The 23,002-nt window shown below is 69.8% G+C and carries 21 protein-coding genes and 5 pseudogenes; 15 read left to right on the top strand and 11 right to left on the bottom strand.

What is annotated here, in order from left to right; all coding sequences use genetic code 11:
* Window positions 1-293: 293 nt before the first annotated feature.
* On the bottom strand, window positions 294-776 hold the full coding sequence (locus tag ACIRVK_RS39110; protein WP_404255839.1) for a MoaF-related domain-containing protein: 483 nt from the start codon (window positions 774-776) through the stop codon (window positions 294-296).
* A gap of 116 nt (window positions 777-892) precedes the next feature.
* Here ACIRVK_RS39110 and ACIRVK_RS39105 point away from each other — a divergent pair, with 116 nt between their 5' ends.
* The 5 genes and pseudogenes from ACIRVK_RS39105 to ACIRVK_RS39085 all read left to right on the top strand — a co-directional run bounded on the left by ACIRVK_RS39105 (window position 893) and on the right by ACIRVK_RS39085 (window position 5,150).
* Window positions 893-1,348, top strand: a complete 456-nt coding sequence (locus tag ACIRVK_RS39105) for a MarR family winged helix-turn-helix transcriptional regulator (protein WP_404255837.1) — start codon at window positions 893-895, stop codon at window positions 1,346-1,348.
* Between the two features lie 151 nt (window positions 1,349-1,499).
* Window positions 1,500-1,888 (top strand): annotated as a pseudogene (locus ACIRVK_RS39100) (transposase); the annotation flags it as partial.
* Between the two features lie 62 nt (window positions 1,889-1,950).
* Window positions 1,951-2,802, top strand: a complete 852-nt coding sequence (locus ACIRVK_RS39095) for an RCC1 domain-containing protein (protein ID WP_404255835.1) — start codon at window positions 1,951-1,953, stop codon at window positions 2,800-2,802.
* A 178-nt stretch (window positions 2,803-2,980) separates the two neighbouring features.
* Entirely contained in the window at window positions 2,981-3,544 is a 564-nt protein-coding gene (locus ACIRVK_RS39090; protein ID WP_404255833.1) for an IS607 family transposase, read from the top strand.
* Window positions 3,537-5,150, top strand: coding sequence for an IS200/IS605 family accessory protein TnpB-related protein (locus ACIRVK_RS39085; RefSeq protein ID WP_404255831.1), 1,614 nt, complete (start codon window positions 3,537-3,539; stop codon window positions 5,148-5,150). The genes ACIRVK_RS39090 and ACIRVK_RS39085 overlap by 8 nt, the downstream gene beginning before the upstream one ends.
* A 26-nt stretch (window positions 5,151-5,176) precedes the next feature.
* Here the strand turns inward: ACIRVK_RS39085 and ACIRVK_RS39080 are convergent.
* The 6 genes and pseudogenes from ACIRVK_RS39080 to ACIRVK_RS39055 form a co-directional block, all read right to left on the bottom strand.
* Window positions 5,177-5,500: pseudogene (locus ACIRVK_RS39080) on the bottom strand (coagulation factor 5/8 type domain-containing protein); the annotation flags it as partial.
* A gap of 124 nt (window positions 5,501-5,624) precedes the next feature.
* The gene (locus ACIRVK_RS39075; RefSeq protein ID WP_404255829.1) at window positions 5,625-6,842 is read right to left on the bottom strand and encodes an alpha/beta hydrolase; all 1,218 of its coding nucleotides are present in this window, start codon (window positions 6,840-6,842) and stop codon (window positions 5,625-5,627) included.
* The gene (locus ACIRVK_RS39070) at window positions 6,832-7,719 is read right to left on the bottom strand and encodes a hypothetical protein (RefSeq protein ID WP_404255827.1); all 888 of its coding nucleotides are present in this window, start codon (window positions 7,717-7,719) and stop codon (window positions 6,832-6,834) included. The genes ACIRVK_RS39075 and ACIRVK_RS39070 overlap by 11 nt, the downstream gene beginning before the upstream one ends.
* Window positions 7,716-8,024 (bottom strand): PadR family transcriptional regulator, encoded by a 309-nt coding sequence (locus tag ACIRVK_RS39065; RefSeq protein WP_404255826.1) that lies wholly within the window; start codon window positions 8,022-8,024, stop codon window positions 7,716-7,718. Before ACIRVK_RS39065 ends, ACIRVK_RS39070 begins: the two co-directional genes overlap by 4 nt.
* Window positions 8,025-8,318: 294 nt before the next feature.
* A pseudogene (locus ACIRVK_RS39060) lies at window positions 8,319-8,640 on the bottom strand (IS3 family transposase); the annotation flags it as partial.
* Window positions 8,636-9,616 (bottom strand): GlxA family transcriptional regulator, encoded by a 981-nt coding sequence (locus tag ACIRVK_RS39055; protein WP_404255824.1) that lies wholly within the window; start codon window positions 9,614-9,616, stop codon window positions 8,636-8,638. The pseudogene ACIRVK_RS39060 and the gene ACIRVK_RS39055, both read right to left, overlap by 5 nt.
* A 136-nt stretch (window positions 9,617-9,752) precedes the next feature.
* On the opposite strand from ACIRVK_RS39055, the gene ACIRVK_RS39050 reads away from it, so the two are divergent.
* From ACIRVK_RS39050 to ACIRVK_RS39035, 4 genes and pseudogenes are all read left to right on the top strand, one after another.
* A complete protein-coding gene (locus tag ACIRVK_RS39050; protein ID WP_404255841.1) occupies window positions 9,753-10,718 on the top strand; it encodes an NADP-dependent oxidoreductase in 966 nt (321 codons plus the stop codon).
* A gap of 30 nt (window positions 10,719-10,748) precedes the next feature.
* Complete coding sequence (locus tag ACIRVK_RS39045) at window positions 10,749-11,069, top strand: NIPSNAP family protein (RefSeq protein ID WP_404255822.1); 321 nt, start codon at window positions 10,749-10,751, stop codon at window positions 11,067-11,069.
* 354 nt (window positions 11,070-11,423) lie between these two features.
* Window positions 11,424-11,627 carry a hypothetical protein gene (locus ACIRVK_RS39040; RefSeq protein ID WP_404255845.1) on the top strand — a complete coding sequence of 68 codons (204 nt, stop codon included), beginning with the start codon at window positions 11,424-11,426 and terminating at the stop codon, window positions 11,625-11,627.
* Window positions 11,628-11,780: 153 nt separating this feature from the next.
* Window positions 11,781-12,324, top strand: a pseudogene (locus ACIRVK_RS39035) (hypothetical protein).
* On the opposite strand, the gene ACIRVK_RS39030 reads toward ACIRVK_RS39035, so the two are convergent.
* Entirely contained in the window at window positions 12,281-12,406 is a 126-nt protein-coding gene (locus ACIRVK_RS39030) for a hypothetical protein (RefSeq protein WP_404255843.1), read from the bottom strand. The pseudogene ACIRVK_RS39035 and the gene ACIRVK_RS39030 sit on opposite strands and share 44 nt — an antisense overlap.
* A 130-nt stretch (window positions 12,407-12,536) precedes the next feature.
* On the opposite strand from ACIRVK_RS39030, the gene ACIRVK_RS39025 reads away from it, so the two are divergent.
* The gene (locus ACIRVK_RS39025) at window positions 12,537-13,868 is read left to right on the top strand and encodes a hypothetical protein (protein WP_404255820.1); all 1,332 of its coding nucleotides are present in this window, start codon (window positions 12,537-12,539) and stop codon (window positions 13,866-13,868) included.
* 534 nt (window positions 13,869-14,402) lie between these two features.
* Here ACIRVK_RS39025 and ACIRVK_RS39020 read toward each other — a convergent pair.
* The gene (locus ACIRVK_RS39020) at window positions 14,403-14,528 is read right to left on the bottom strand and encodes a hypothetical protein (RefSeq protein WP_404255818.1); all 126 of its coding nucleotides are present in this window, start codon (window positions 14,526-14,528) and stop codon (window positions 14,403-14,405) included.
* Between the two features lie 1,497 nt (window positions 14,529-16,025).
* On the opposite strand from ACIRVK_RS39020, the gene ACIRVK_RS39015 reads away from it, so the two are divergent.
* Complete coding sequence (locus ACIRVK_RS39015) at window positions 16,026-17,012, top strand: DUF3048 domain-containing protein (RefSeq protein ID WP_404255816.1); 987 nt, start codon at window positions 16,026-16,028, stop codon at window positions 17,010-17,012.
* A gap of 120 nt (window positions 17,013-17,132) precedes the next feature.
* Here ACIRVK_RS39015 and ACIRVK_RS39010 read toward each other — a convergent pair whose 3' ends face one another.
* Window positions 17,133-17,711: a TetR/AcrR family transcriptional regulator gene (locus tag ACIRVK_RS39010; RefSeq protein ID WP_404255814.1), complete on the bottom strand. Its 579-nt coding sequence runs from the start codon at window positions 17,709-17,711 to the stop codon at window positions 17,133-17,135.
* Between the two features lie 241 nt (window positions 17,712-17,952).
* Here ACIRVK_RS39010 and ACIRVK_RS39005 point away from each other — a divergent pair, with 241 nt between their 5' ends.
* Genes ACIRVK_RS39005 through ACIRVK_RS38990 form a run of 4 tightly spaced genes read left to right on the top strand, consistent with a single transcriptional unit; the run spans window position 17,953 to window position 22,769 of the window.
* On the top strand, window positions 17,953-18,534 hold the full coding sequence (locus tag ACIRVK_RS39005) for a (2Fe-2S)-binding protein (protein WP_404255812.1): 582 nt from the start codon (window positions 17,953-17,955) through the stop codon (window positions 18,532-18,534).
* Entirely contained in the window at window positions 18,531-19,541 is a 1,011-nt protein-coding gene (locus ACIRVK_RS39000) for an FAD binding domain-containing protein (RefSeq protein ID WP_404255810.1), read from the top strand. The genes ACIRVK_RS39005 and ACIRVK_RS39000 overlap by 4 nt, the downstream gene beginning before the upstream one ends.
* A complete protein-coding gene (locus tag ACIRVK_RS38995; protein WP_404255808.1) occupies window positions 19,538-21,664 on the top strand; it encodes a xanthine dehydrogenase family protein molybdopterin-binding subunit in 2,127 nt (708 codons plus the stop codon). The genes ACIRVK_RS39000 and ACIRVK_RS38995 overlap by 4 nt, the downstream gene beginning before the upstream one ends.
* The gene (locus ACIRVK_RS38990) at window positions 21,657-22,769 is read left to right on the top strand and encodes an XdhC family protein (protein ID WP_404255806.1); all 1,113 of its coding nucleotides are present in this window, start codon (window positions 21,657-21,659) and stop codon (window positions 22,767-22,769) included. Before ACIRVK_RS38995 ends, ACIRVK_RS38990 begins: the two co-directional genes overlap by 8 nt.
* Window positions 22,770-22,865: 96 nt before the next feature.
* On the opposite strand, the pseudogene ACIRVK_RS38985 reads toward ACIRVK_RS38990, so the two are convergent.
* A pseudogene (locus ACIRVK_RS38985) lies at window positions 22,866-22,982 on the bottom strand (transposase); the annotation flags it as partial.
* Window positions 22,983-23,002 lie beyond the last annotated feature (20 nt).

The following is a 23,002-nucleotide window of genomic DNA, read 5'->3' as shown; positions in this document are numbered from 1 at the left end:
CCGCCTCAAGGCCATCGAGCGAGAGACCGAAGTGGCCTAACCGCCGGGGACGTTCGCCCGTACGCAACTGGGGACCAGAGGCCGTACGCCGACACCCGCACCGCTGGCGTCTCCACCTGGCTCACCTACGCCGAAGGCGTCCGCGAGCGCATCGAAGCCGCACAACTGCACCAGCAGCCCACCGTCCCAGGTGTCTCCGGGACCAGCCGCGCCAGGTTGTTCAGGTCCGAGGGGAAGATGGTGACCTGCCCCCTCGTCCGTCACGTGATGACGTGGACAGTGCTGACACCGGGTCACTTGACCCTGGTGAGGCTGCCGTCCATCTGCACGAACTGGGTTCCGGCGACGATACTGGACACGACGGTGTGGTGGCTGTAGTCCTCGACGTGGGTGACGTAGGCGCCTGACTTGGGCTCGTGCCAGCGCAGCAGATAGAGGCCGGGCCGGATCCTGGTGGTGGTGTAGGTGACGGTGTCCGTCGCCCCTTGTAGCGCCCCCTTGGTGATGACGAAGCTCAGTTGGGTCGCGGAGGTGAACGTGATGTCCGCAGCGAACGGGCCGAAGGCGGTGTGGTCGCCGAAATCCGCCAGCCAGGTCCGACCGACGCTGGGAAGGACGGCGTCGGTCTCGACGCGGGTCCGGGAGCGGTCATGAGCGGCCTGAGTGGCCGGCTGCGCTGCGGTGGCACCGCTTGAGGCGCCGAAGGCGGCGGTCGTCCCCGCGCCCAGAGCGAGAACCAGCGGGATGACGGCGAGGGAAGCACGAGAGAGTTTCATGGGTGTTTCGTCCTTTCCGTTGCGCGAGGCGCAGGAACCTCAATAGGCCAAGATTGGACTATTTGGGGGGACGATAGCATGTACTCCAACGTTGGAATACATGGAGGAAGCCGATCGTGGAGCAGGAGGAACCCTGGCTGTCTCCGGCGGAGGGGCGACTGTGGCAGGCCTGGATCGATGCGAGCTGGCGCATCGAACGCCGCGTCAGCGAACAGATCCGGCGGGATGCGGGCATCTCCCACAACGAATACGCGATCCTTGCGCTGCTCTCGCGGTCGCCCGGTCGTGCGGCACGCATGTCGACCATCTCCGACGTCGCCCAGATCCCCCGGACCCGGCTCACCCACCAGGTCGACCGTCTGGAACGCCTCGGAGTCGTCCGACGGGGCTCCTCGGCAGACGACGCCCGCGTCATCATGGTGGAACTCACCAAGGAGGGAGCCGAGTTGCTCGAACGGGCGGCGCCCTGTCATGTCCGTACCGTCCGGGCCGCACTCCTTGATGCCCTCGACCCCGAGCAGATCGACACTCTGACAGGCCTGCTGGAACTGATCCTGGCCCATCCAGAGTGAGGCGGAGTCCTGCCTGGCCCAGTCGGCGAGGAGTGGTCCCGGGGGCCCTGGACGTACCGACCGCTTGTGCGACTGCGTGGACGGGCTCTGTCGCGAGGGGCGCACCGTGTCCGTTGCAGTGCCCGGCGGATCCGCTGTCCCACGCCTGCTCGGCATCCCGCTGGCCGCCACGCTGACCGACGGCAACCGCAACGACGTGACCCAGCTGATCCCGCCGATCCGAGCCGTCCCGCCGATCCGAGGCAAACCCGGCCAAGACCTGCGCCGCCCGAAGCATCTATACGCCGACCGCGGCTCCGACCATGAGAGCTACCGCGACCAGGCCCAGCGGTTCGAAATCACCCCGCCGTCGCCCGACGCGGCACCGACCACGGCTCGGGCCTCGGTGTACACCGCTGGGTCGTGGAAGGAGCCACTGCACTACTGCACTGGTTGCGCCGGCAACGCATCCGCTGGGAGATCCGCGACGACATCCACCGCGCCTTCATCACCCTCGGTTGTGCCGCCATCTGCTGGCGACGGCTGAGGACCCTGCTCTGATTCCGGGCCAACGTAAGGTGGCGCCCGTGTCGCGAACGCGCGCCGAGCACAAGGAGGCGCACATGGGCACTGGCTTGTCGGCGATGGCGGCCGGAAGACGTCACTCGGTCGGACGGCGCGGGGACGGAACCGTTCTCGCCGTGGGCAATAACGCAGCCGCTGAGTGTCGTGTCGAGCGATGGGAAGACGTCGTCGCGGTGGCAGCCGGCAACGTCCATACCGCGACGAACACGGGCAGGTCTCATACGGTGGGACTCCGGTCGGACGGCACGGTGCTGGCAACGGGGTGGAATGGCGATGGGCAGTGTGATGTCACCGGATGGCGAGGCGTCACGGCCGTCGCCGCGGGCTGGCGCCGCACGCTCGGGCTACTCGCCAGTGGCCGGGTGCTGGCAGCTGGCCGGAGTTCAGAAGGACAGTGCGACGTGCAGTCCTGGCGCGAGATGGTCGTCCTCTCGTGTGGTGACTGGCACTCGGTCGGCGTCCGGTCGGACGGTTCTGCACTGGCCGCGGGGAACAACCGACGAGGGCAGTGCGACGTTGAAGGGTGGCGTGACCTGGCCGCCGTCTCGGCCGGGTATCTCCATACCGTCGGCCTCAGACGCGACGGGCGGGCAGTAGCGACCGGAGAGCGGGCAACCGGGGCGTGCGAGGTCGATGAGTGGGAAGACGTGGTGGCGCTGAGTGCGGGCAGCTACCACACCGTCGGGGTCACAGCGTCCGGGCGGGTTCTCGCGGTGGGAGACAACGGCTACGGGCAGTGCGAAGTCGGCGATTGGCGCGACATTGTCGCGGTGGCGGCCGGTTCAACGCACACCCTCGGTCTGCGTGCCAACGGAACAGTCGTGACCGCAGGCAACAATGCCGACAGACAGTGCGAAGTGGATGCCTGGTCCGGTGTCCAGCTTCCATAGGCCTGGGCGGGCCGTCAACGCGAACTGACATGCCGTCACTCCCGAGCCCTGGAACCGCATTCTGATCCAGTCCTCAACGGGTGGCGTCCCAGGGGTCATAAACTGCTCTCACATAAGTGTCCATGAGTGTCTTTTAGATGTCACGGTGTTGTACGGTCTTGCGTATGAACCTGACGGAATGGCACGCGCGCAGGGGATCGCCCCGCGTACCGCGTATCGCTGGTTCCGTGAGGGCACATTGCCGGTACCTGCGGAACGCGTGGGACCGCGCACGATCCTGGTGAACATCGATGCGAACACCTCACCCTCCGTGACCGGCGGTGTAGGTCTGTATGCCCGCGTCTCCTCGCACGATCAGAAGCCGGACCTGGAGCGGCAGACCGCTCGCCTGTCGGCATGGGCGGCAAAGGCCGGGCAGAAGGTCGTGCGGATCGAATCCGAGATCGCCTCGGGCATGAACGGCTGCCGCGCGAAGGCGAAGCGGCTGCTGGCCGACCCGGCGGTGACCACGGTTGTGGTCGAGCACAAAGACCGCCTCGGACGGATGAATGTGGAGCTGATCGAGGCCGCCCTGTCCGCGACTGGTCGCCGACTCGTCGTCCTTGATGACGGCGAAGTTGAAGACGACCTGGTCCGGGACATGGTGGAGGTGCTGACGTCGTTCTGCGCCCGCCTGTACGGCCGCCGGTCGGCGAAGACCCGGGCGAGGAAGGCTCTCGAAGCGGCGGCTGCCGATGAGTGAGCCGAAGAAGAAGCTCCGCACCATCGACGCGCCGTTCGTCGCGCTCGGGCCGTCCGGGGTGGCGATACGCGACCGCCTCAAGCACCTCACCGACGTGGACGACAAGGTGTTGCGGTTGGTCGGTGAACACCTCGGACGCCTTGCCTCGCTGGACATCAAGAACCGCTGCGCTGACGGCCTGGACCACAACAGCGACATGTGGGCCGCCCGGAAGCAGAGCCTGACGGCCGATTCCTCATCCCGGTGGGCCGGTTCGATCACGAAGGCCACTCACGATCAGTGGGCGCTTTCCCGCCGCTGCCAGCTCGCCCACATCCAAGGGCTTGAGGCTGGTGTGCGGACGCTGATGCACCGTCTCTCCCAGCCGATCGGGGAGAAGGGCACCAAACGGGCACCCGGCGGATACCGCAGTCGGGCCGAGTGGTTCCAGAAGTCGCGCCGTCTGACGACCCTGGAACACCGCCTGGACGTGGCCCGCGCTGAGCGTGAGACCGGTGTCGTGCACGTCGTGCGCGGCGGCCGGCGCCTCCTCAACAACCGTCACAACCTCGAAGCCGCCCAGCTCACCGCCGAGCAGTGGCGTGAGCGGTGGGAAGCCGAACGGTGGTTCCTCGCCGCCGATGGCGAGTTGGGCAAACGCTTCGGCAACGAGACCATCCGCGTCACACCGGATGGCGAGGTCAGCATCAAGCTGCCCGCCCCGCTCGCCCACTTGGCCAACAGCAAGCACGGTCGGTACGTCCTCGCCACCCGCGTGCAGTTCCAGCACAGGGGAGGTGACTGGCGCGACCGGATCGAAGACAACCGGGCCGTGGCCTACCGCATCCACCTGGACATGGAGCGGGGCCGCTGGTACCTGACAGCGTCGTGGACACGGCCCGTTGTCCAGACGATCCCGCTTCAGACGGCGCGGTCTGAGGGCATGGTCGGTGTGGACACCAACGCCGACCACTTCGCCGCCTACCGGCTCGACCGGCACGGCAACCCGGTCGGCGACCCCAAGCGGTTCTTCTACGACCTGTCCGGCCGCGCAGAGCACCGTGACGCCCAGGTCCGGCACGCCATCAGCCAGTTGCTGCACTGGGCAGACCGGTGCGGCGTCAAAGCCATCGGCCTGGAGAATCTGGACTTCGCCACCGAGAAGACCCGCGAGAAGCACGGCAGACGTAAGCGCTTCAGGCAGATCATCTCCGGCATCCCCACCGGCAAGCTCAAGGCCCGGCTGGTGTCCATGGCGTCCGCACACGGCCTGTCGATCGTTGCCGTGGACCCGGCGTACACATCGATGTGGGGCGATCAGCACTGGAAGAAGCCCCTCACCTCGAAGAAACGAAAAATGTCCCGTCACGATGCCGCTGGCATCGCGATCGGGCGACGCGCCCTCGGGCACCCGATCCGGCGACGGACGGCACCGCCCCCGCAGTACCAGAGCGATGCTGCGGGGCATCGGACCGCCCAGGCCAGACCAGGCGCACGAGGGCGTGAGGAAACCCGCCCACCCGTCACGGAGCGTGCACACGATGCACGCAGCCGGACCGGGACACAGCGAACGCGGCAGACCAGTGCATCCAACACCGTTCGGGACGCGCGCAGTTCCAGGAGCTGACAGCAAATGTCACTCCTGCACACTGTTTAGGAACGGTAGGAGACCACGTTGAACGGGATGGTCGATGTGCCTGATGCAGGGGCGCCGGTGTCGTTGATGACGTGCTCGTACTGGCCGTTACCGCCGAGGGAGATGACCAGGAGGCCGTGGAATTTCACGCCCGGTGTGGTCGTGGCGGCGAAGCCGTTGTGCTGGACGATGGTCGCGTCGACGTTGTAGTTGCAGTAGCTGCCGAGGCCCCACGCCTCGTGCGTGGTCACCGAGTCGGCCACCCTGTAGGCGGCGTAGCCGTTGACGGAGCCGTTCTGGATGGTCGCCTGGTTGGGGGCGTCGTATGCCTGCTCGACCTGTACAAGGGCGTTGAGACGTGAGCTCCCAAGCTCCCCAAGCGCTTCCTGCGCGCGGGGCGGCTCAGGGAACTCACGGGATGTCGCACAGTCGGCTGCACGGAATTCCAAACTCCTGTGCACATGCTCACGACGCGGTGCGCTGTACCTCCACCTGGCGGTACGGCGAGGACCGGCGGGCCAGCAGCGGTTCCGGCAGGCCGCGGGCCACATGGTCGACGAACGCGGCCAGGTAGGCGTTGGTGATGGTCAGCGCGTCGTCGCTGTCGATCGACCCGAGCCCGACCACAGACCGAATCGGTGCGGCCAGGTAGTAGGCGCCGTAGTCGCTGAAGTTGAAGTGCTCGGCCCCGTTGAGCCGGTAACTCCAGACGGGCCCGGTGCTGGCTGCCAGCAAGGCGCGGGCGGCGTCGCGTTGGGATTGCTCGTCGGCATTGCTCGGTCGGCAGGTTCCGGCGATGCAGGAGCTTTGGCTGGCCAGCAGCATCATCGGTTTGCCGAGTCCGTAGTGGACGACCGTGCCGAACTGGGTTCCGTCCAGGTCGGCTGCGCCGGCGCAGTGCGGGTCGTCGTGGCAGGCTTGCAGTGCGGCGGCTCCGCCGAAGGAGTGGCCCAGGTACATGGTGGTGGCCACGTCGACGTGCCTGGCGAACCGGCCGGTGGCGTCCAGCGCGGCGAGACGGGTTGCGGCGAAGCGGTCGTCGGCCGCCCAGACGCTGACCAGCCGGTCGTTGGCCGGGCGCATGGCAGTAGTGTCGGAGTCCTGCGGGTTACCGGCGGGTGTCGCGTTCACCGGCCGTCCGTTCAGCACGGTCAGGTTCGCGCTGTAGGTGGGGGTGATCCCGGCGATCAGGTATCCGTGGCTGGCCAGGTTCTCCGCGAGCGTGGTGTACTGCGGCGCGGCCAGACCCAACCCGGGTTCGAGCACCACCACGGGGAACCGGCCGGCGGCGACGGGGGCGTCGGCGACGGCGTGCACCCGGATGTCGTCGAAACTGGTCTCGCCCAGCCCGGGCAGGCCGCCCATGTGCAGTCCCGACCAGGCGCCCGGGGCGTAGGGCGCGGGTGGCGCACCGGGGGCCGGTGCGGCCGGGTACCACAACCACGCGGACAGCTCCCGCGGCATGCCCGGGTGCGGGGCGAGTGGATCGGTGCGGGCGTGGTCGGTCCAGTCGGCCGTGGTCCGGCCGACTGGATAACGGCCGGTCGGGGCGGGCAGGGTGACCTGCTGCCCCTGCCGGACGGCCACGTAGCCGATGTAGCTGCCGAGCGTCACCACCAGCACGATCGCCAGGACGAGCAGGGTCTTCAGGGTTCGCCGTAGCCACCGACGGTCAGTGCGCATCGACGCTGCCCCGGGTACGTGCGATGGCGGCCCGCAGGCCGCGTGCGGAGGAGGTCGCCGCGATCACCAGCGTGACCGCCATGACCGTGCCGTAGCCGGTCAGTGCCGTAAACCCGGGCCGGTCGGCGGAGGTGATAAGGCCCCAGCCGACGCTGGCGGTAACGGCCACCGCCATGAGTGTCGTGGCGACCGCGCCGGCCAGGGTGGCGACGCGTAGCCCCGCACCGCTCGGCGTGACGTACCGCAGCGCGGCGGCCGGTCCGGCGGCGAAGACGGCACCGGAGAACAGTCCGAACCCGACCAGGACCAGAAATCCGGTGGGGCCGACACCCACCCCGTGGGTGATCAGCCGGAGAACCGCCGCAGCGCCCAGGAAGGCCGATACGGCGACCGGTGGGGCGAGCAACAGCAGGCGGGCGCGGCGGCGTCCGTGATGGCACTGCGGGGCACGGAGAACGGCGGCCACCGGGGGCAGCCAGCCGACCGTGATGGCCAGCGCCGAGGTGGCCGAGGCCAGCGCGTAGACGTTGTACCACCCTGCCGCCGGGTCGGTGTGCCTGGTGACGTACCAGGCCCCGTCCCGAGTGGTCTTGGCGAACAGGACGGCACCGGCCGCCAGCGCCGTCCACGCGCACAGGGTCACCGCGATGGTGGTGCACATCCGTCCGTTCCGGTCGTGCAGGTGCGTGCTGGGACGGGCCCAGACGCGCACCGCCGCGGCCGCGACGTCGACCACCTGCCGAACCCCGACGCCACTGTCCTCCAGCAGGGCCGCGAACTCCGTGGCGTAGCGGTGCCGCCACACGGGCGGATACAACCCGACCAGCACGCGCACCCGCCAGTCGGCCCTGTCCTCGGCGGCGTTCGGGATTTTCACGGCGTGGCCCCTGCGGCCCGGAGCCGGCGTAGCCCCAGATCGGCCACCCGCTGCATCTGTTCCGCCTGTTCGGCCAGCGTGCGCTGGCCGAGACCGGTGATCCGGTAGGGGCGGCGACGCCCCTGCGCGGGCAGCGCCTCGATCAGCCCGTCAGCTTCCAAACGGGCCAGTACCCCGTACAGGGTGCCGGGGCCGAGGACAACACCGACCGAGTTCGCGATGTCCTGAGTGATCGCGTAACCGTGCCTGGGCTCGCCGGCCAGACTCGCCAACACGAGTACGGCCGGATCGGTCTCGGACGCCACGATTCCCCTCCCCGTCGACCTCCGTGAGAGGATATAACGCGTCACGATGTATCGCCAAGCATGGTAAGCGCTCTGTGGTCGCCGCGCGATCTACGGCGCCCGCTGTCTGGCAGACGAGACCTACCGTCAGGTGGCTCGCCCGACGGCTCAACAAGGGCGAGTCCCTCAGCCTGCTCCACGCGCACGAGGGCGCGATCCGGCACCGCCACCTGGCCGCGCAGACCGAACAGGCGTGGCCAACGAGGGCCTGCCCGCCCGCACGATCACGCTCACCGGGGCGGCTTCCCCAGCCGGTTGCATGACCAGGTCCGGCGCGGCGGCGCGCTCCTGTCCGCGATCGTCGTCGCTTCTTCTTGCGTAGGCGCCGGCCGACGATGTGGTTGATCCGCATCAGCCGGGTGGCGCGCTTGCGGTTGATCCTGTGTCCTCTCGCACGCAGCTCGGCATGGACGCGCGGGGCGCCGTAGGCGCCCTGGTGTTCGGCGTGGATGCCGGGGATCTCGCTCACGGTCCGCTTCTCCTCAGCCTGGCGCTCGGTACGGGCCTGTCCGGTGGCCACGTGCCGGTAGTGGCCCGAGCGGGAGACTCCGAGCACACGGCAGAGCCGCAGGTCACCGTGCCATCACCGGCTCCGGCGCGTTGTGGGCGCGACGGTAGGCCAGGGGTGACAGGCCCAGGTACGTGTGGAAGTGCTTGCGCAGGGCGACGGGGTCGCCGAAGCCGCAGACGGTGGCGATCCGTGCGACGGTCAGGTCGGTGGACTCCAGCAGCAGGCGCGCGTGTGCCAGCCGCTGCTGCGCCAGCCACTTGAGCGGGCTGCTGCCCACCTCGCTGCGGAACCGCCGGGTGAAGGTGCGCTCGCTCATGTGGGCGTGGCGGGCCATGTCGCCCAGTGTGACCGGCTCGGCCAGCCGGTCCAGCGCCCACTGCCGGGTCGCCGAGGTGGAGCGGTCGGTGTCCTGCGGAACCGGGTGCTCGATGAACTGGGCCTGCCCGCCCTCGCGCCACGGCGCCACCACGCAGCGCCGGGCGGCGGCCGAGGCCACCGCCGCGCCGTGGTCCAGGCGGACCAGGTGCAGGCACAGGTCGATGCCGGCCGCTCCGCCGGCGGACGTCAGGATGCGTCCGTTGTCGACGAACAGGACGTCCGGATCGACGTCGATGTCGGGGAACAGCCGCGCCAGCTCGTCACACAGCGCCCAGTGGGTGGTGGCCCGCTGGCCGTCCAGCAGACCGGCCGCCGCAAGGAGGAAGGCCGAGGTGCACAGGCTGACGATGCGGGTGTGCGGCCCTATCCGGTCCAGCGCCGCGGCGAGTTCCTGGGGGAGCGTGCCGGTCGCGAGCAGCTGCTCGCTGGGCTCCTGCGTGGCCAGAACGACGGTGTCCGCGCTCTCCAGCGCCGACTCGTCGTGGTCGACGACGATCCGGTAGTCCTCGTGTGTGCGTACCGGCCGGCCGCCGAGGGAGCAGGTGACGACCGAGTACAGACGGGTCCCGTCCGGTTCACAGGCTTCGTTGAACACCCGGGCCGGGATGCCCAGGTCCAGCGGCTGGACGGCGTCGAGGGCGAGAACGACAACACGATGCGTCATGGCTGGAATGGTACGACAGATGTCCTCCCAGCCACTCACCCGCCGCTGCGGGCACAGGCCACTGTTGCTTGTGCCGGGACCGCGGTCCCGGCACAAGCAACCGAGAAACAGTGAGACGGACATGAGCGAGGACAACATGAGTGAGCACACGATGCGGGCCGTCACCGTCACGGAGTTCGGCGGAGCGGAGGTGCTGACCCTCGAGGAGGTCGCGCGCCCGGTGCCGCTGCCGACCGAGGTGCTGGTAAGGGTGCATGCCGCCGGGATCAACCCGGTGGACTGGAAGACCCGCGAGGGTCAGGGCATGGCGGGGCTGCAGACGCTCCCGCTGGTCCTGGGCTGGGACATCTCCGGTGTCGTCGAGGAGGTCGGCTTCGGCGTCACCACCCTGAAGGTCGGCGACGAGGTCTACGGCATGCCGTGGTTCCCGCGCCCCGCCGGCGGCTACGCCGAGTACGTCACCGCCCCGGCCCGCCAGTGGGCCCGCAAGCCGGCCACCCTCGACCACGTGCACGCGGCCGCCGTGCCGCTGGCGGCGCTGACCGCCTGGCAGACCGTGCTCGACACCGCCCACGTCCAGGCCGGCCAGCGCGTCCTGATCACGGCCGCCGCCGGCGGGGTGGGCCACTTCGCGGTCCAGTTCGCCCGGCACCTGGGCGCCCACGTGATCGCCACCGCCAGCGCCGCACGCCACCCCTGGCTCAAGGAACTCGGCGCCGACGAGACCATCGACTACACCACCACCCGCTTCGAGGACGTCGTCAAGGACGTCGACGTCGTCATCGACCTGGTGGGCGACGCCCACGACCAGACCAGCACCCGCTCGCTGAAGGTCCTGCGCCCGGGCGGCCTGCTGGTCGCCATCCCGGCCGGCGTCTCCCCGGAACTGGCCCAGGCCGCCGAGGCAGCCGGCGTGCGCGTCACCCCGTACCTGGTCGAGCCGGACGGTCCCGCGCTGACCACGATCGCCGGCCTGATCGACGCCGGCGAGGTCGCCGTCGAGGTGGAGGAGACCTTCCCGCTGGACCAGGTCGGCACGGCCCACGCCCACGTCCAGGCCGGCCGCACCCGCGGCAAGGTCGTCCTCACCGTGACCGACTGACCTTCCCTGCAAGCAGTCAGGAGCAGCACCATGTACTACGAGATCCGCCGCTACCAGGCCCAGCCCGGACGCCGCGAGGAATGGGTGCGCTACATGGAGGACGTGGTCATCCCGTTCCAGGCCTCGCTGGGCATGGACGTGACCGCCTCCTTCGTCGACGACCAGGACGAGGACGGCTACGTGTGGATCCGCCGGTTCGAGGACGAGACCCAGAGCCAGGCCCTGTACGAGGCCGTGTACGAGCACGACCGCTGGAAGAACGAGATCGGCCCGGCCGTCTACGGCCTGCTGATCCCCGAGAAGTCCGTCATCACCCGCGTCATCCCCACCCCAGCCTCACCCCTGCGGTGACCCGGCTTGCGGCCCCTCGGGCGCAGGTCAGCGATCCGGTCCGCATCCAGCGGCCCCAGTTTCTCCAGCACGCCAGGGACAGGGGACGATGCAACAGCAGGCACGGGACATTCTCGTGATCATCTGGTTTCGACACCACAATAGTCACGAACCGCCGTGCCTGCTCCGCTATCCGCCCATATCAGCTGATCGTCAACTTTCCACGCAATCACGGAACTTGACGGAGTCCTGCTCCCAGGAGACCCGGCTGTTCGCCGTCGGCGACGAAGCAGGAAACTCTGGCTGGGGCCGACACGCACCCGGGATGTGGCCCACAACCGCGGCGGCGGCACGAGCCCCGAGAAGGAGGCAGCGATGGTGGACGAGCAGGGCGACCGGTTCGACGTGGCGGTACTCGGTGGCTACGTCGCCGCGATCCGCGCCGCCCAGCTGGGCAAACGCGCGCCGTCGCCGAACGGACCAACGGAGGCATCGGAAGCACGTCCCAGGTTTGCTCCTGCGCGACCGTTACAACAACTCGGATCTGCCCGTTTCCCAGCGATGCGTTCTGCGGTGTGATACCTGCAGAGGGTTTCAAGGTCCCGGTGATCATGCGAGTCCGCGGGTCGCGGAGGTGCGAGGAACGCGAGTCGGACCGTCACGGATGCAACGAAACTCCGGTGAACGCTGGGCTGTTTCAAAGTCCGATTGTCGCTCTGCTGGAGGTCGTGGATGCCGTCGGCCGTGTGGCTGCTGGAACAGCGTGAACGGACCGCTCGCCGTCGTGTGGACGCGCTGCGGGAGGAGGCGGACCCGATCCAGGCCGAGCTGGTCGCGGCCGAGCGGGAGTGGAACGAGTGGATTATCGCCCGTTCACGCGTCGGCGAGGTGCTGTCCCCGAGCGAAGGGGGCACCGTCGGCCCGGACGTCGCCAAGGACCCGTCGGATCGGGGTGAATTGCCGGTGCAGCCTGCATCTTCGGAGGCGGCGAAGTCGAAGTCAGTGGTGCCGGTGTGGCGTGCGGGTCTGGCTTGGTCGGCACAGTCGGCGGACTGTCAGCGCATCGTGCAGGCTTTCGCGGACGGGGCCGTCTCGGTCAAGGTCCGCTGACGTGCCAGGAGATGGGCGGCTGCTTCGGTCTGGACCTGGTGCCCGCGAAGATCGAGGCGTTGCGGTCGAAGGCGAAGCGGCTGACGGCGCGCGGGTGGCTGGCCGAGCCGGCACCGGGCGGTTCACGGTCGCGAAGGCCGTCCCTTGGCCAGGCGACGGGTCATGAGCGCGGTCATCGACCAGTAGACCATCGCCTCCGCGCTGCCGATGGACCGTTCGAAGTCCCGCACGAGGCGGCGGCTTCGCATCAGGAGGAACCTTCCCTCGCCCGCCTGATCACAATTTTGTTTGACGTGCCTGCCGTAGGAGCATGTCCGCGTCACAACGGCTCCAGCAGAAAGACAGCGGCATATGAAACACGCTGCACGTCACAGATGGGTGGCATTCGTGCTGCCGGCCGCGGCTCTGGCCGCCGCAGTCCCGTTTATCATCCCCTCACTCGCTGGCGCCTCTCCTACGCCGGCCACACAGGCAGCCGCGCGGATCGACGAACGCCAGCAGGTCCTCGACGCCGTTGCCGGCCGCATCACCGAAGGGCTCTCCGAGTCCGGCCGGGCGCACATACCCGGCTTTGCTGAGGTGGAGGTCGACCCCGACCATAACCACCTGCGCCTGTACTGGAAAGGCGCCCCGCCCCAGCGGGTCAAGAGTATCCTCGCCCACCTCCCTCACGGAGTGTCCGCCGAGGTCGACCCCGCCCGCTATTCCAGGGCCGAACTCCACGCGGCCCGCGTGAAGTTGCTGACCAGCTTGGCCTCCATGAAGCTGCGAGTCGACGGGACGGCGGACCCTGTCCGCGTCACCAGCATCGCACCGGCGGTGGACGGCAGCGGCCTGGAGGTCGGCTACGACAACGCCGCCCGCACGGCGAGGAGTCTCCTGACGAGCGGACACGGCAAGACGTTGCAGCAGGTCGCCATGGCAGCCGGCCGCCTGTCGGGAGTGCACGTCGCCGCGCTCCACCGGCTGCAGAGCGTGGATCTGTCCTCCCGGCAGCATGACACCTCGCCCTGGACCGGAGCCTCGGCGCTGAAGAACCCACTTGGCGGAATCTGCTCCGGCTCTTACGGCGTGAAGAACGCTCAGGGCCAGTACATGCTGACATCGGCCTACCACTGCGGCCCCGGCCCTGAAGGCCGGTGGACCACCTGGTGGGGCGGCGACCTCATCGGCACCACCGACACCACCCAGCGCTCCCCGCAAGACGACGTGGTCGGCATCAAGCTGCCCTCAAAGCGCGTGAGCGGCCGCCTCTACGACGGCCCGGCAAGCCGTTCCGACGGCTACGCCAAGCCCGTCACAGGCTGGGGGCACAACAACGTCGGCGACTACGTGTGCACCGACGGCGCCAACGGCGGCGTGCACTGCGGTGTGCGCATTGCCCAGACCGACATCGGCGTTACCGGGCCCAACGGCATCTACCGCCCCGACGTCGACCTCGCCTATGCCACCTCCGCCACGCCTGGCGGTGTCGCAGCCGTCAACGGCGACAGTGGCGGCCCGGTCTTCGCCAGCGTCCGCAACCACACAGCCGATGAGGCACGCGGAATCATCACCGCCCTCGACCGGACCGTCACCTGCCCGCCTGCGTACAACCCCGACACCGTGCTCGACGGTCATCGCAGGACACCCTGGTGCCTGGCCGGTGTCTACTACGTGCCCATCGGAAAGACCCTCCACGACATGCACTGGACCCTGGTCACCGGGTGATCCTTCCCAGGCCCAGAGCCGTGCCAGTGGCGTCCAGAGCCGCAGCGGCACCGAAAACGAGTCAGCCGACACCGACCGCAGCGACCGGCTGTCCGTGCCGACCCGAGCACCGTTGAAGTCCACCACCCCCCGCGGCCCGGCCGCCTCGGCCGCGTTCATCAACCTTCGGGGCCTCCACACCGAGCCGAACACCGGCGGCCCGGTGTGGAGGCCGCCCTCATCGAGGCGGGAAGCAGAGGGATGGCGGGACAGGCGAGTTCGCAGTCCGTCAAGCGAAGAGGTCGGCTCAGCCATCCGTCTGGTTAGGTCCGGTGCGGCGGCACCCACACGGTGACGTCGAACAAGATCTCGCGTGGCTCGCCGGATGCCGTGCGCGGAACGGCTTTCACCCGGAGTTCGGCCACGCGACGGGCGGCTGTGAGAGCGCACACGACCTGTCCGGGACGGATGCCTTTACCGGCGAGCGTCACTCCGTAGTCCTGCTCGCGTGCGCACGGCGATGTCGTTGTCCGCCACGCCGTGCAGGGCGTGGTCCTAGGCGCCGAACCAGATGTCCGCCGTGACGGGTCCCGGCTCGGGCCGTACGTCCCAGTCCGCGGCCATCGAGTCCAGGTCGGCCACCTGCCCGGGCCTCAGGGTCAGCGTGTCGCGCCGACGCATAGGGGTAGGCGCACCCTCTGCCAGGGCGGCGGCCGCGTGCGGCGACGCCGATCCGGCGAACACCGTTTGCCGAGCGCCGGACGCCCCGCTCAGCGCGGCGAGCAGCACTGCGGCGGCACTGCCCAGGCCCGTCGGCCGGCCCGCGCCACGCGTCGCCAGAGCGCCGTCAGCGGACGGCGGCCAACGGCGGGCCGATCGGAGACACCGGTTGCGGGGACGGGTTTCGGCTCCCGCTCGGCTTGCGACGCCGGGGTGGCCTCCGACGGCGAGGTCGGCGGTACAGCCGGAGGCAGTATGGCGGGTGGTTCCCCGTCGGTTGCGGGGCGGAGTTGCTCCCACCGCCGGCGCCACAGCTCCAACTCCCCGCCACACGCGGTCACATAGCCGGAGACCACCTGCCAACTCGGCCAACGTCTGCCCCGTGAACCGCGACCCCTGTCGGTCGATGAAAAGTGACCCCTTCCGTGATCAAGTGACCAGGCGGGGCCTGGCATGGCCGGGATGTGCGCGAGGCGTGGTAGGCCGACGGTATGCCGTACATACCTCATGCGAAATGTGGCGATAAGTGAAATCAGACGGAATGCCGCACGTATCGAACTGTAGACCTGTCCCTGTGGCGGGCGGTGGGCCGGCCCTACCGCATATTTCGTGGCAGGGGGCTTTGTGGGGAGTCGAATGTCATGAACCGCACCGCCGGGACTGCCGTGGCGGCGAGCGCCGCCCCGAACCTCGCCGTAGGACGCAGGGCTCCGGCGCGACGAGCGCCTTGTGGGGCTCCTCGCATACGTCAGGAAACCGGAGACCCGCTGTCGGCGGCTCCGGCGCGTTGCAGGCGCGCATCGTCTCCCTCGACCGGACATTCGTCGGCGGGTCCGGGAAGACTCTTTACCTGTCCCCGGCGGACAGCAGTTCCGCCTCCCACTCCTGTGGCACCTGCGCCCAGGCGTGACCGCCCCAGAGCACCGCCGAACACCGAGGCGGCGACGGCCTGGATGCCGCCCAGCTCGGCACCTCTGCCCAGCGGCCACACGATCCGGGTGGCAGGCACGGCCACCCTCTCTAGCCAGGGCATTGCCGGACGTGAGGCCGCACGACACCATCGGCCGGAGCGGCACGGCCAACGGGGGCTCCCGGTAGGTGGTCAGCCGACCGGGAAGCCAGTCACCGGCGTCACGCCTCGCCTCTTCTCATGCAGTATGTCGCGGGTGGGGGAGCGGACTGCGGGATTGGGTCGATGAGCTGTCGATCCGTGTGGGGTGAGCGGGTTGCGGTGTGAGGTGAGCCGCTGCGGCTGAACCGCAACGGCGCGCGGGGGTGACTCTCGGTCGGTTCGTCGTCGGCCGGATGGCCGGTCACGGGGCTTGCCGAGGGGCGGAAGGCCGGTCGCCGAACAGGTGCGCCTGCCGAGTCGCCGGCAAGGGCGTCAGGCACGGTGCCGGGTGGTGCTCCGCCGCTCACACCGCGGCCGCCGTCTCGTCACAACCGATCGGGGTGATCATGATGGAGACACAGTTCAGGGCGCGGCTGCGCCGGCTCCCGGCCGCCGCCAAGGCGGGGATCGCGGCGGCCCTGGCCGCGATCGTCGCGGCAGGCTTGTTCCTGGCGTTGCATTGGGGCAGTGGTACGGAGACGGCTCCTTCGCCGACGATTTCACCCAGCCGGGGCGCGAACCCGCTTACAGGGGTCGGGGCGGCGGGGCGGGTGCTGGCGGTGAAGGTCGACAACGTGGGTGCCGCCCAGTCGCAGCAGGTCGGCCTGAACGCCGCGGACGTGGTCTACGTCGAGCAGGTCGAGGGCGGGCTCAGCCGGTACCTGGCGGTCTTCGACAGCAACCACGTGCCCGGCCGGGTCGGGCCTGTGCGCAGCGCCCGTCAGACGGACATCCCCGTCCTCGCCGCCTACGGGCATGTCGGCTTCGCCTACAGCGGCGCCATTTCCGGTCTGCTTCCCGACCTGGCCAGGGCTGACCTGCAGAACATCACCCCGGTCAGCGGCCTGTTCAGCAACGGCGGGTCCTCGCCCACCTACGTCCGTCCGGCCCAGGTCTTCTCCCGGTACCGGAACCTGTCCCAGGCGAGGGACGTGGGCTTCCGGTTCGGGGCGAGCATGCCGGGCGGCAGTCCTGCGGACAGCGTCCGCGCGGCCATGCCGGCCGCTTCTTTCGTCTTCACCGCGAGCGGTTCGAGGTGGACCATCGCCGTGGACGGGCGGTCGACCTCGCTCACCACCGTCAACGTCATCGTCCAGCACGTCCGGCTCATGCGCGGCAAGTACACGGACTACAACGGCGGCCACCCAGACAACGAGGTCTTCTCCGTCACCACCGGCAGCGGCCGTGCCGACTTCTATCGCAACGGACAGGTCTGGCACGGCCTGTGGGCCAAGCCCACGGACAACTCGGCAACGCGGTACACGGTCAGCGGCCGACCGATGCTGTTGAACAGGGGCGAGACATACGTGGTGCTGGTCCACGGGCCTGCGTGATGTTCCTGAGCGGAGCCCGGCCGGAACGGGAGCGCGCGCATCGGGAAGTGATGCCGCAGCGGCCCGCAACGACCGCTGGCCCGCGCCTACAGTCACCGACAGTGCCATCAGCGCAGCCGCTCAGGTGTTGGGTGCTCCTGTACGCAGGCCGTCCAGGACCAGGTCGAAGAGCCGGGTGGCCCGTGATTGCCAGTCGTCGTGCGGATCGAGCTGCCACAGACCTGTGATGGCGAGGAGGAAGTCGTCCACGGTGACTCCGGGCCGGATGGTGCCGGCTTCCTCGTTGGCGCGGAGCAGGTGTTCCGCCGCGGAGGCCACCGGCGTGGGGGACGGCTTCGCCGGGCCGCCCGGTGTGCCGGTCACCTGCCGCAGCGCGTCGGCCAGTCCGGCCTTGGCCATGGCGAATACGGAGAGCCGGTCCATCCAGGCGCGCAAGGCCTCATCGGGCGCCCGGGTTTCCAGAAGGTGGTCCGCGCAGTCCGCGACCTGCTGCATTTCGTGGCGGTAGATCTCGAGGACGAGTGACTCGCGATTGGGGAAGTTGCGGTAGAGCGTGCCCTGTCCGACGCCGGCCTTCTTGGCGATCGCGCTCAGGGGGGTGTCCGCGCAGTGCGACAGTTCGGCGAGAGCCACTTGCAGGATGCGTTCGCGGTTGCGTTGTGCATCCGAGCGCCGGGGTGAGTCCTTCTGCTGCGGCACTCGTCCTCCTCGATGGTTCGCGACCGAATCTCGACCTTGCTAAGCGGACAGCTGTCCGTTAGGTTCCCTGTAGTGGACGACTGTCCGCTTACGTTCACCATAGTTGTGGACCCGACACAGTGGCAGCCGCCGACTGCCACTGTTCGGTCCGAGAAGCCGCAAGCCTGCACTTTCCGCGCGCCCGGCACTCCGGCTGCCAACCCTCTCCCGTCTGTCCGGGAAAACACGAAAGAAGCACCCCATGGCCTTATCGACGTCCAGTGTCATCACCTTGAAGATCAACGGCGAGAAGTACACACTGCCCGTCGAACATCGCACCACCCTGCTCGACGCGCTGCGCGAGCGTCTCGATCTCACCGGCACCAAGAAGGGCTGTGACCAGGGACAATGCGGCGCCTGCACCGTGCTGCTCGACGGGCGCCGGGTCGTCGCTTGCCTGCAACTGGCCGTCGCCGCCGAGGGCCGTGAGATCACCACTATCGAAGGCGTGGCCGACGGCGACCGGTTGCACCCCGTACAGCAGGCGTTCTTGGACCTGGACGGTTTTCAGTGCGGCTACTGCACTCCCGGACAGATCTGTTCGGCGATCGGGGTGATCGAGGAACACGCGGCGGGCTGGCCCAGTGCCGTCACCGAAGACGTCCGTCCCGAAGCGGGGCCGCCGGCCCTGACCGCCGACGAGATCCGGGAGCGGATGAGCGGCAACCTGTGCCGCTGCGGCGCGTACGTCTCGATCGTCGAGGCGGTGGCCCGCGCGGCGGAATCCCGGACGGGCGAGGGACGCGTGAATCCCGCAGCGCGTGCGAAGGAGGCCCTGGCATGAGGGAGTTCGGCTATCAGCGGGCGCACGACGTCGCCGGCGCCGTCGCACTGCTCGGCGCCGATCCGGACGCACGTTTCCTCGGTGGCGGCACCAACCTCGTCGACCTCATGAAGATCGGCGTCGAGCGACCCGCCCGGCTCATTGACATCCGTGAACTCCCTCTCGATGAGATCGAGACGACGCCCGAGGGCGGTCTGCGCGTCGGCGCGACCGTCACCAACGGGGACCTGGCCGCCCACCCCGAGATCCGGCGCCGCTACCCGGCGCTCGCACAGGCGGTGCTGGCAGGCGCCTCCGGGCAACTGCGCAACATGGCCACGGTCGGTGGGAATCTGCTGCAGCGCACCCGCTGCGGCTACTTCACCGACGTCACCAAACCCTGCAACAAGCGTGTACCCGGCAGCGGTTGCCCCGCTGCCGAAGGTGAGCATCACAACCACGCGATCCTGGGCGCCTCCGACCGCTGTGTGGCCGTACACCCCTCGGACATGGCCGTGGCCCTGACCGCATTCGACGCCGTCGTGGCGTACGAAACCGCCGACGGCCCTGGGGGCACCCTCTCTGGGGGAGAGTTGCCACTCGCCGAGTTCTACCTGCCTGTCGGCGGCACCCCGCACCTGGAGACGGCGCTGCCACCGGGCGCGCTGATCACCGGCGTCACTCTGCCGCCCTCCCCGGTCGCTGCGCGCTCGCGTTACCGGAAGGTACGCGAACGGGCTTCGTACGCCTTTGCGATCGGATCGATCGCCGCCGCGCTGGACGTGCGGGACGGCGTCGTGCACGACGTGCGCCTCGCCTTCGGGGCCGTCGCGTCGCGACCCTGGCGGGCCCGGACGGCCGAGCGGGTACTGACCGGGGCCCCGGCCGATCCGGAGACGTTCGCCGCCGCCGCGGACGCCGAACTGGCCGTGGCGAAGCCGCTGCCCCACAACGGATACAAGGTCACCCTGATGCGCAACCTCGTCGTGGCCGTCCTGTCCGAACTCGCCGAGGAGACCGCCCGATGACCACCGCGACATCCCGCACTACGGCGACGAAGGGCTCCGTCGGCACCGCGCACACCCGTGTGGAGGGTCGCGAGAAGGTCACCGGCGCGGCCCGCTACGCCGGAGAGATCCCCTTCGCGGGCCTCGCCCACGGCTGGCTCGTGCTGTCCACCGTCGCCCGCGGTCGCATCCGGTCGGTCGAGACGGAGGCCGTTCTCGCGATGCCGGGCGTTCTCACCGTGCTGCACCATCACAACGCCCCGCGCCTCGAGACCGACTACGTCGGCCTGCTCGGAGCCCCGGACCCGACCGTGGCCGTCTTCCAGCACGACCGGGTACCGTACCTCGGCTGGCCGGTCGCGCTGGTCGTCGCCGAGACCTCGGAGCAGGCGAGGGAGGCCGCCGAGGCGCTCGTGGTGCACTACGAGCAGGAGCCGCACGACATCGCGTTCTCCGCGGACCGTCCGGACGCCTACGCGGTGGACGGCCATATGCCGGGGGTGGCGGAAAAGGGCGACCTGGACGCCGAACTCGCCGCGTCCGCCGTCGTCGTGGACGAGGAATACACCACGCCCGAAGAGCACCACGGCATGATGGAGCCGCACGCGGCGGCGGCCCGCTGGGACGGGGGCCGGCTCGAGGTCGTCGACTCCAACCAGGGCACCACCTGGGTCGCGTCCGAGTTGGCGAACCTGTTCTCGCTCGACCCGGGCTCGGTGCGAGTACGGTCGGAACACGTCGGCGGCGGTTTCGGCAGCAAGGGCGTCCGCGCGCACCAGGTGGCCGCCGTGATGGCCGCGACCGTCCTCCAGCGTCCGGTCCGGGTCGTCATGACACGCCGGCAGATGTTCTCCCTCACCGGCTACCGGAGCCCCACGACGCAGCGGATCAGGCTCGGCGCCGACGCCGACGGGCGGCTGCGCGCGCTGGAGCACCGTTCCTTGAGCCTCACGTCGACCGTGCACCAGTTCGTCGAACCGTGTGCCGGCGTGGCCAGGGTGATGTACGACGCCGACGCCCACCACACGGCCAACCGGGTCGTGCGTCTCGACCTGCCGACGCCGACGTTCATGCGTGCGCCGGGTGAGGCACCGGGGTCGTTCGCCGTGGAGTCGGCGCTCGACGAACTCGCCGAGAAGTGCGGGATCGACCCCATCACGCTGCGGATGCGCAACGAGCCCGAGCGGGGTCCCGTCTCCGGGCTGCCGTTCAGCAGCCGCAATCTGCTCGCCTGTTTCCGGGAGGGCGCCCGCAGGTTCGACTGGGCGGACCGGGATCCGCGCCCCGGCCTGCGCCGCGACGGGCGCTGGCTGCTCGGGACCGGCACGGCGGCGGCGTCCTTCCCCGCCGGAGCCTTGCCGTCCACGGCGGCCGTGACGGCCGAGGCCGACGGAACCTTCACCGTACGGATCAACGCGACGGACATCGGAACGGGCGCCAGGACCGCGCTCACCCTGGTCGCCGCCGACGCGCTGGGGACGGAACCGGACCGCGTCCACGTATGCATCGGGGACAGCGATCTCGGGCCGGCTGGGATCGCCGGCGGTTCGATGGGCACCCGGTCCTGGTCCTGGGCCGTCACGGCCGCGGCCGGGGTACTGCGAGAGCGGCTCGTGCCGGGCACCCACATCCCCCCGGAGGGCATCACCGTACGGTCGGACACCTCCGCGGCCCTCGCGGCCCTCGCGCAGAAGGAACGGCACAGCTTCGGAGCGCAGTTCGCCGAGGTCGCCGTGGACCCCGCCACCGGCGAGGTGCGCGTGCGCCGCATGCTCGGAGTCTTCGCGGCGGGCCGGATCATCAACCCGCTGACGGCCCGTAGCCAGTTCATCGGAGGAATGGTCTGGGGCATCTCCATGGCCCTGCACGAGGAGGCGGTCCGGGACCGGGCCTCGGGTGGCCACTACGCCGCCGACCTCGCGGGCTATCACGTCGCCGTCAACGCCGACGTGCCGCACATCGAGGCGGACTGGATCGACGACCCGGACCCCGACGACCCGGTCGGGATCAAGGGCATCGGCGAGGTCGGCCTCGTGGGTGCCGCGGCGGCGGTCGCCAACGCGGTCTGGCACGCGACGGGGACCCGCCACCGGAACCTGCCCATCCGGCCCGACCGCGTCCTCATGGCGGGCCGGAATGCTTGACATCGCCTCCGAGCTGAACGGCTGGATGGAGGAGGGACGGGACTTCGCCGTCGCCACCGTCGCGGCCGTCGGGGGCAGCGCTCCCCGGGGCCCCGGGGCCGCCCTGGCGGTCGACCGCGCCGGCGCGGTCATCGGCTCGGTCTCCGGCGGCTGCGTGGAAGGAGCGGTGTTCGACCTGTGCGTCCAGGCGCTCGAGGACGGCGAAACCGTCCTCGAGCGGTTCGGCTACAGCGACGAGGACGCCTTCGCCGTCGGGCTGACCTGCGGCGGGGTCATCGACGTGATGATCACGCCGGTCCGCGCGGACGCGCCCGCCGCAGCGGTGTTCCGGCAGGCGTTGTCGGCCGCCGTCCGGGGCGAGCCGGTCGCCGTCGTCCGGGTCGCCCGGGGCCCGGCCGGGCTCCTCGGTGCGGCCCTGCTCGTACGCCCGGACGGAACGCACGAAGGCGGGCTCGGCGGGCACCCGGAGCTGGACCGGACGGCGGCGGCCGAGGCCCGGGCCATGCTGGACGCCGGGCGCACCGGCACGGTCGGGCTCTCCGAGGACGGTTCGCGCTGCCCCGGCGGGCTCACGCTGCTCGTCGAGGCGAACGTACCGCCGCCCCGCATGATCGTCTTCGGCGCGATCGACTTCGCCGCGGCGCTCGTGCGCGCGGGCAAGTTCCTCGGCTACCACGTGACCGTGTGCGACGCCCGCTCCGTCTTCGCCACCCGGGCCCGCTTCCCCGAGGCCGACGACGTCGTCGTCGACTGGCCGGACCGTTACCTGCGGCGCACGGCGACGGACGGACGGACGGCCCTGTGCGTGCTCACCCACGACGCCAAGTTCGACGTCCCCCTGCTGGAGTCGGCCCTGCGGATGCCGGTCGCGTTCGTCGGCGCGATGGGCTCACGTCGCACCCATGAGGACCGCACCCGGCGGCTGCGCCAAGTTGGCCTGGCCGAGCATGAACTGGCCCGGCTGAGGTCGCCGATCGGCCTGGACCTCGGCGCCCGTACTCCCGAGGAGACTGCGCTGTCCATCGCGGCGGAGATCGTCGCGGCCCGGCGCGGAGGGACGGGCGTTCCCCTGACCGATTCGAGGACGGCGATCCACCATCCCTGATCTTGCGTGTGTCCCCGGCTTCAGCGGTGCGGGGGAAACGCATCCCTGGGCCGGAGGCGTGCAGCGCCGGAGTTCGCTGCGTCTCTTCGGTGGCGATCATGTGGGCCGCTTCTGGCTCTCGAGGTACTGGCGGACCATGCTGAGGGGTGCGCCGCCGCACGATCCGGCGAAGTAGGAGCGCGACCAGAACACGGGTGGTGTTCCCACTCGGTTCATCGGCGGCGAGTGTGAGC

Origin of the sequence: Streptomyces sp. NPDC101152, from assembly GCF_044768275.1 — a bacterium.
Taxonomy (GTDB): Bacteria; Actinomycetota; Actinomycetes; order Streptomycetales; family Streptomycetaceae; genus Streptomyces.
The sequence above is the reverse complement of the archived record's forward strand: the minus strand, read 5'-3'. Positions and strand labels throughout refer to the sequence as shown.